Raw genomic sequence first — 7561 nt, forward strand, 5'->3', positions numbered from 1 at the left:
GCGGGCCCCGGGGCGCCCGGCCCGTTCCTGGTGGTGGCACCGTCGTCGGTCGTCCCCAACTGGGAGGCCGAGGCCCGCCGGTTCGTGCCCTCGCTGCGCGTGGCGCGGCGGTCGGCGACCGAGGCCAAGTCCGGCACCACGGTCGCCGAGGACGCCGGTGCGCACGACATCGTGGTGACCTCGGCGACGGTCCTGCGGCTGGACGCCGAGTCCTACGCCGGCATCGAGTGGGCCGGCGTGATCCTCGACGAGGCCCAGCAGGCCAAGAACCCCACCTCCAAGCTCTTCGCCGCGCTGGCCGGGCTGCGGGCCGACTTCCTACTGGCGGTCACCGGCACACCGATGGAGAACAACCTCACCGAGCTGTGGGCGGTCGCGGCGCTGTCGTGCCGCGGTGTCCTGCCCGACGCCAAGGACTTCCGTGCCCAGTACCGCACGCCCATCGAGAAGAACGGTGACACGGCCGCGCTGGAACGGCTGCGGCGGCGTCTGCGGCCCTTCCTGCTCCGGCGGCGCAAGGAGCTCGTGGCCGGCGAGCTGCCCCCGCGCACGGACGCGGTGATGGAGATCGAACTCTCGGCCACGCACCGCCGGCTCTATGAGCGGGAACTGGCGCGGCAACGCGCGTCCCTGCTGGCGCTGCTCGACGACTTCGAGGCCAACCGGATCAGCATCCTCGCCGGGCTGACCGTGCTCAGGCGTCTCTGCCTGGACGCCTCGCTGATCGACCCGGCCCACGCCGGGGTCGCCTCGGCCAAGACCGACGAGCTCATCGCCGCGCTGCGGGAGGTGGTGGCCGAGGGGCACCGCGCGCTGGTGTTCAGCCAGTTCACCACCTACCTCGACACGGTCGTGGACCGCCTGCGCGCAGAGGGGATCACGGTGGCGCACCTCGACGGCCGGACCGCCGACCGGGCGGGGGCCGTGGGTGAGTTCACCGAGGGCGGCGCGCAGGTGTTCTGCCTCAGCCTCAAGGCCGGCGGCGTCGGGCTGAACCTCGTGGGCGCCGACTACGTATTCCTGCTGGACCCGTGGTGGAACCCGGCGACCGAGGCCCAGGCCGTCGACCGCGCGCACCGCATCGGCCAGACTCGACCCGTGCTGGTGTACCGGATGGTCGCCCGGGACACGATCGAGGAGCGCGTCGTGGAGCTGCAGCGGCGCAAGGCCGAACTGTTCGCGTCCGTCCTGGACAGCGGCGAGCACTTCTCGGCCGCGCTCACCGCCGACGACCTGCGGGGGCTGCTCGACTAGAACGGGCGGGCCGGGTGTCGGGGCCCCGCCACGAGCGTCGCCTCAGCGTCGCTCGGGGAAGGCCAGCCCCGCGGCGACGGCTGCCCCGAACAGCGCGGTGTCCCGCGACGGCGAGAAGACCACCCGAGGGGTGGACACCGAGATCGGCAGGGACTGGAGCTGTTCGGCGACCGGGCCGTGCAGGGCCTTGCCCAGACCGACCACGATGCCCCCCGTGAGCAGGACGGTCTGAGGGCGGAAGAGCTGGACGGCGTCCACGAGGAACGAGCCGAGCCGGTAGGCGTAGATCTCGGCGGCGCCGTCGCCGTGCTCGCGCTCGAGGTCGTACAGCCCGTGACCGCCGAGCCCCCACCAGGCTTCGGTGTTGGTGCCGTCGCCGACGATGCGCCAGTGCCCGAGGTCCCATCCGGTGTGGCCGCACGGGTGGATGAGCGCGCCGTGGTGATTGAGCGCACCGAACGCCAGGGAGGAGCCGAGCGAGATGGCGATCCCGCCGAACTCCACGTCGGGCAGTCGCGTCAGTGCGAGGGCGTGGGCGTCACCGTCGCCGATGACGGAGACGGGCGCGTCGATCAGCGACACGAGTTCGGTACGCAGGTCGCCCTCCGCCCAGGCGGCGGCCCGCGAGGACACCACTCGTCCCCGGTCCGCGTCGACGTGGCCGTGGAGGGACACGCCCACACCGGCGGGGGAGTCGTCGACGGCGAGGACCGCTGCGGCGAGGTCCTCGGCCGTGGCGACCTCGGCCCCGTGGACGCCCACCACGTGGCCGTCGACCACGGCGCCGATCCGCGTACCACTGCCGCCGATGTCGACGACGACGCCGTTCCTCATCGCTGCACCTCCGGTTCGCCCGCCTCTATTCTCACCACTCATTCGTAGCGGTCGAGCAGCGGGCTGGGTGTCGACTCCGGTCGGGTGGGGGTACGGGGTCTGATGCTCAGGGGTCACCCAGTCTCGGCGTTGCGGATCGGATCGCTGGTCTGACCCACGGTGCTGCAGTACAGCTTGGCCGCCTCCTGGTTGAGCGTGACCTCCATGCCGGCGGGATCGGACTGCCCCTTCTCGTCGAGGAAGGTGGTGATCACCTCGCGCTGGTCCTCGGGCGCCATCTCCATGTAGTCGCCACAGGTGGTGTCTCCTCCCTTGTTCGGGTCCATCGCACCGCAGCCGGTCAGCGCGGCGAGGGCGAAAGCAGTGGCGGCGGCCAGTGCCGCGGGGCGGGTACGAGTGGACATGGGAACCTCCGGGGATGGTGTCGTCAGATGAGGCGAGCGTAGGCCCGCCGGGTCGGCGGCATTCCTCATTCGGGCGATGCCCGGGCTCAATGGCACCCGACCATGTGCAGCGCGAACCGGTCGCCGTAGCCGAGGATCGTCTGCGGTATAGGGGCAGTCTGCGGGGCCATTACCTCAGCGCGGTGATCGGCAGCGTGGTTCACCCCGACCGCATGCATCAGTTCGTGAAGGATTACCGTGCGAGTTCCGGGATCGCCGCCATAGGGGTTCATCTTCTCGGGCCGCAGCGTCACCGCGCCCCGTGAGATTCGGCCATCCGCCCACAGTGCGGTCGGCCCACCGACGCCCGCGATGGTCGGGTCGAGATCGAAATCCGGATGATGACCGAAGGTGACGGAGATCGTGCCTTCCGCCTCGCGAGCGTGTTCGGCACCAGGGCCCGCGTACCGAAGTGGCAGTCCGCTCGTCCAGGCGAGAGTGTCGACGGCCCAGACCACGTCCCCGACGTTCCCCGACGGCGCTCCGAAAGTCGACACCTGTATCTCGTGACCGCACGGCCAATGGGTGATGTGTCCGCCGTCGGTGGTCATCACCGAGTAGTCAAGACCGGTCCGGAGTCCGGCCGGCGCGCTGAAGTCCTGGGCACGTCGCGGTGACCATTCGCCCTTATATGGCATTGTCCCGGCCGGTAGCGGGTACTGGGCTGCGGTGGCTGGGGTGCGTGGTGACCCGAAGATTCCCCCGTTGCCGCCGGAGAGCCGGACCGCGCCCTCGCCGATCGCCGCGACCGTGCTGCGGTGCTGTTCCGGGACCTTGGCCAACAGGTACGGGGTCGTGCCGACCACTGCCAAGGCGATCGCCACCGGAATGACGACCGCCAGGATGTAGATGACGATCCTGGTCGCGCGAGCCAAGGGACTGTAGTAGTCCACCGTTCTACAATCCGGCCGCGGTCGCCCCGTGGGCGGCCTGGTCCGCCGAGTAGCCGTCGTACTGGAGTTGTTCGATGAGTCCGGAACGGGAGAACCCGGAGATGTCCAGATACTGGCGGGCCGATCGCGAGGCCTGCTCGTTCCAGTTCACGGTCAGGGAGTCCACGGCGCCTGTCGCGTCGGCGGCGGAGTAGCCCTCGTACTGGAGTTGTTCGATGAGCCCGGAGCGCGAGAATCCAGAGATGGCGAGGTACTGCTCGGCCGATTTGGCCGCGTTGCGCTGGCCGGCGCTGACGTCTGTTGCGACTCGGGGCGCTGACGCCACGGCATCCGGGATCGTCCGGCCTGCTGGAGCTGTCGGTCCGGCCGCCGGCTCGCGGGAGCCGTCAGGTGCGGCGGCGATGGTCGTCTCCCGCGTCACGGTCGTCGTCGCAGTCGTGGTTGTGGTCGAGGGGCCGGTGATGGTGACCGTGACCGTGCCGGGCGCTTCGGTGGCGATCGCCTGGTCGTCCGCGGGCGTGCACGCGGCTGTGACGACGACGAGGGTCGCTAGCGCGGCCGCGGCCCGCGACCCCCTCGGAGGGCGGAATAGGCCGGTCTCACTGGTCGTCGGGGCAGGGGAGGGGGAGGATGTGTCGGTCACGGGATCTGCCTGAGGAGGAGGGAGGGCGGCCGAGGGGGAGGGGCCGCGGAGGACTCTCAGAGTGTACTCAGGACGGGACGGTGTTCACATTCGTATGTGACTTAACTCTTAACTTGAGCGGAATAGACTCAAGGAGGCGGAGGTTGTACGAGGCGTCCGGCCGGAACGGAACCGGCATTGATTCCAGTACGCTCAACAATACGTCGAAGAAAGGACCGGTCGATGAGCCAGTTCAACCCCACGACCAAGACCCAGGCGGCTCTGTCGGCCGCAGTCCAAGCCGCCTCCGCGGCGGGCAACCCGGATGTGCGTCCGGGCCACCTGCTCGTGGCCCTGCTCGAACAACAGGACGGGATCGCGGGTCCCCTCCTCCAGGCCTGCGGGGTGGACCCGCAGCTCGCCCTGACCCAGGCGAAGGGCCTCGTCGGCGGCTACCCCAAGGCGTCCGGCTCGGGGCTCGCCGCCCCCAACTTCAACCGGGACGCCCTCGCCGTCATCAACTACTCCCAGACCCTCGCGGCGGAGATGGGCGACGACTACGTCTCCACCGAACACGTCCTCGTCGGGATCGCGGCCGGTCACACCGGTGGCGATGCGGCCAAGCTCCTCACCGAGCTCGGTGCCACCGAGGACGCCCTGAAGGCGGCGTTCACGGCGGTCCGCGGGAACACGCGCGTGACCACGGAGAACCCCGAGGACCAGTACCAGGCTCTCGAGAAGTACGCCACGGACCTCACCGCCCGTGCCCGCGAGGGCAAGATCGACCCGGTGATCGGGCGCGACTCCGAGATCCGGCGCGTCGTCCAGGTCCTCTCCCGCCGCACGAAGAACAACCCGGTGCTCATCGGCGAGCCCGGGGTCGGCAAGACCGCCATCGTCGAGGGGCTGGCCCGTCGCATCATCGCGGGCGACGTCCCCGAGTCCCTCAAGGGCAAGACCCTGCTCTCGCTCGACTTGGGGTCGATGGTCGCCGGCGCGAAGTACCGCGGCGAGTTCGAGGAGCGCCTCAAGGCGGTGCTCGACGAGATCACGGCGGCCGAGGGGCAGATCATCACGTTCATCGACGAGATCCACACGATCGTCGGCGCGGGAGCGACCGGCGAGGGCTCGATGGACGCCGGCAACATGATCAAGCCGATGCTCGCCCGCGGTGAGCTGCGGCTGGTCGGCGCCACGACCCTCGACGAGTACCGCAAGTACATCGAGAAGGACGCGGCCCTGGAGCGCCGCTTCCAGCAGGTGTACGTGGGCGAGCCGAGCGTCGAGGACACCGTGGGGATCCTCCGCGGCCTCAAGGAGCGGTACGAGGTGCACCACGGTGTGCGCATCACCGACTCCGCCCTGGTCTCCGCCGCCGCGCTCTCGGATCGCTACATCACGCAGCGGTTCCTGCCGGACAAGGCGATCGACCTCGTCGACGAGGCCGCCAGCCGCCTCAAGATGGAGATCGACTCGCGGCCCGAGGAGATCGACGCCGCCGAGCGGATCGTCCGCCGGCTCGAGATCGAGGAGGTGGCGCTGCAGAAGGAGACCGACGCGGCGTCCAAGGATCGACTGGTGGCCCTGCAGGCCGAGCTGGCCGACGCCAAGGAGAAGCTCGCCGAGCTCACCGCCCGCTGGCAGAACGAGAAGACCGCCATCCAGAGTGTGCAGCTCATCAAGGAGGAGCTCGACGCTCTGCGCACCGAGTCCGAGAAGGCCGAGCGTGACGGCGACTACGCCCGGGTGGCCGAGATCCGCTACGGCCGGCTGCCGGAGTTGGAGAAGCAACTTGCCGACGCAGAGGAGAGCGAGGCTGCGGCCGGCGCGATGCTCAAGGAGGAGGTCGGTCCGGAGGACGTCGCCGAGGTCGTCTCCGCCTGGACCGGTATCCCCGTGGGCAAGATGCTCGAGGGCGAGACCGAGAAGCTGCTGCGCATGGAGGACGAGATCGGCCGCCGGGTCGTCGGCCAGGGCGAGGCCGTCCGCGCCGTGTCCGACGCCGTCCGCCGGGCGCGCGCCGGGGTCGCCGATCCCAACCGGCCGACCGGGTCGTTCCTGTTCCTCGGCCCGACGGGCGTGGGCAAGACCGAGCTGGCCAAGGCGCTCGCGGAGTTCCTGTTCGACGACGAGCGGGCCATGGTCCGCATCGACATGAGCGAGTACTCCGAGAAGCACAGTGTCTCGCGGCTCGTCGGTGCCCCTCCGGGCTACGTCGGCTACGAGTCCGGTGGGCAGCTCACCGAGGCGGTGCGGCGCAGGCCGTACACGATCGTCCTTCTCGACGAGGTCGAGAAGGCGCACCCGGACGTCTTCGACATCCTCCTGCAGGTGCTCGACGACGGTCGCCTCACCGACGGTCAGGGCCGCACGGTCGACTTCCGCAACACGATCCTCGTGCTCACCTCCAACCTGGGCGCGGGCGGATCGCGGGAGCAGATGATGGACGCGGTCAAGCGTGCGTTCAAGCCGGAGTTCATCAACCGCCTCGACGACGTCGTGACCTTCGACGCACTCAGCGAGGAGCAGCTCGAGTCGATCGTCGACATCCAGATCGACGAGCTCGCGCGGCGCCTCAAGGGCCGGCGACTGGTCCTGGAGGTCGACGACGCCGCCAAGGGTTGGCTCGCCCGCCGGGGCTACGACCCGGCCTACGGCGCCCGCCCGCTGCGCAGGCTGGTGCAGCAGGCGATCGGCGACCAGCTCGCCCGGGCACTGCTCGGCGGCGACATCCGCGACGGCGACACCGTCACGGTTTCGCTGGCGGAGGACGGCGAGTCGCTCAGCCTCAACTGAGACACGGCTGACGCGCTGGGCGCGGACGGGCCCGACCACCGGGGATGGTGGTCGGGCCCGTCTCGCTCTGTCGGCACCCCCACGGTCGCGTGAAGCTCGTCACGGCGGCGCGGTAGGCGGGGGTCACCTCGTCGGCGAAAGGACTACTCTTAACACGTGACCCCAGACACCGCCACCGATACCCAGGTCAGCCCCCTCCTCGTCACGGCCAGTGAGCTGATCGAGGACGTCGTCACGCTGCCGCCCCCGGTGATCCTCGATGTGCGCTGGCAGCTCGGGGACGCGAACGGCCGGGAGCACTACTGGTCGGGCCACATCCCCGGCGCGCAGTACCTGGACCTGCCCGGTGACCTCGCGGGGCAGCGCAACGTCCGCGAGGGGCGTCATCCGCTCCCGTCGCCCGAGGACTTCGAGGACGCGATGCGCCGGGTCGGGATCGACGACGACAGTCGCGTGGTGATCTACGACGACTGCGGCAACACCTCGGCCGCCCGCGCCTGGTGGCTCATGCGCTGGGCCGGCAAGAGAGACGTCTACCTGCTCGACGGTGGGCTCAAGGCGTGGATCGCGGAGGGTGAGGACCTCGCCGTGGGGCCGGGGAACCCGGTCTCGCGCGGTGATTTCACCTTCGATCTGGACCACATGCTCACCGTCGGCATCGAGGACACCGCGACGTGGCCCGAGCGGGGCGTGCTCATCGACGCCCGCACCCCGGAGCG

Annotated in this window: 8 protein-coding genes; 4 read left to right on the plus strand and 4 right to left on the minus strand. The window is 70.1% G+C overall.

Annotated elements, in window-relative coordinates; all coding sequences use genetic code 11:
* Positions 1 to 1254, plus strand: a 1254-nt coding sequence (locus G6024_RS00095; RefSeq protein ID WP_182640274.1) for a DEAD/DEAH box helicase, incomplete at its 5' end; no start/stop codon positions are given.
* A gap of 42 nt (positions 1255 to 1296) precedes the next feature.
* Here G6024_RS00095 and G6024_RS00100 read toward each other — a convergent pair.
* The 4 genes from G6024_RS00100 to G6024_RS17000 form a co-directional block, all read right to left on the minus strand.
* Positions 1297 to 2088, minus strand: a complete 792-nt coding sequence (locus G6024_RS00100) for an ROK family protein (RefSeq protein WP_067719438.1) — start codon at positions 2086 to 2088, stop codon at positions 1297 to 1299.
* Between the two features lie 113 nt (positions 2089 to 2201).
* Positions 2202 to 2492, minus strand: a complete 291-nt coding sequence (locus G6024_RS00105; RefSeq protein WP_096906710.1) for a hypothetical protein — start codon at positions 2490 to 2492, stop codon at positions 2202 to 2204.
* A gap of 86 nt (positions 2493 to 2578) precedes the next feature.
* A complete protein-coding gene (locus tag G6024_RS00110; RefSeq protein ID WP_227022142.1) occupies positions 2579 to 3424 on the minus strand; it encodes a zinc metalloprotease in 846 nt (281 codons plus the stop codon).
* 4 nt (positions 3425 to 3428) lie between these two features.
* The gene (locus tag G6024_RS17000) at positions 3429 to 3749 is read right to left on the minus strand and encodes an Ltp family lipoprotein (RefSeq protein ID WP_235027692.1); all 321 of its coding nucleotides are present in this window, start codon (positions 3747 to 3749) and stop codon (positions 3429 to 3431) included.
* A gap of 76 nt (positions 3750 to 3825) precedes the next feature.
* On the opposite strand from G6024_RS17000, the gene G6024_RS16470 reads away from it, so the two are divergent.
* From G6024_RS16470 to G6024_RS00130, 3 genes are all read left to right on the plus strand, one after another.
* Entirely contained in the window at positions 3826 to 4080 is a 255-nt protein-coding gene (locus tag G6024_RS16470; RefSeq protein ID WP_182640276.1) for a hypothetical protein, read from the plus strand.
* Positions 4081 to 4289: 209 nt separating this feature from the next.
* Positions 4290 to 6842, plus strand: a complete 2553-nt coding sequence (clpB, locus tag G6024_RS00125) for an ATP-dependent chaperone ClpB (protein WP_159147544.1) — start codon at positions 4290 to 4292, stop codon at positions 6840 to 6842.
* Between the two features lie 156 nt (positions 6843 to 6998).
* Positions 6999 to 7561, plus strand: a 563-nt coding sequence (locus tag G6024_RS00130) for a sulfurtransferase (protein ID WP_182640275.1), incomplete at its 3' end; no start/stop codon positions are given.

The organism is Dietzia maris (assembly GCF_014144855.1).
Classification (GTDB): Bacteria; Actinomycetota; Actinomycetes; order Mycobacteriales; family Mycobacteriaceae; genus Dietzia; species Dietzia kunjamensis.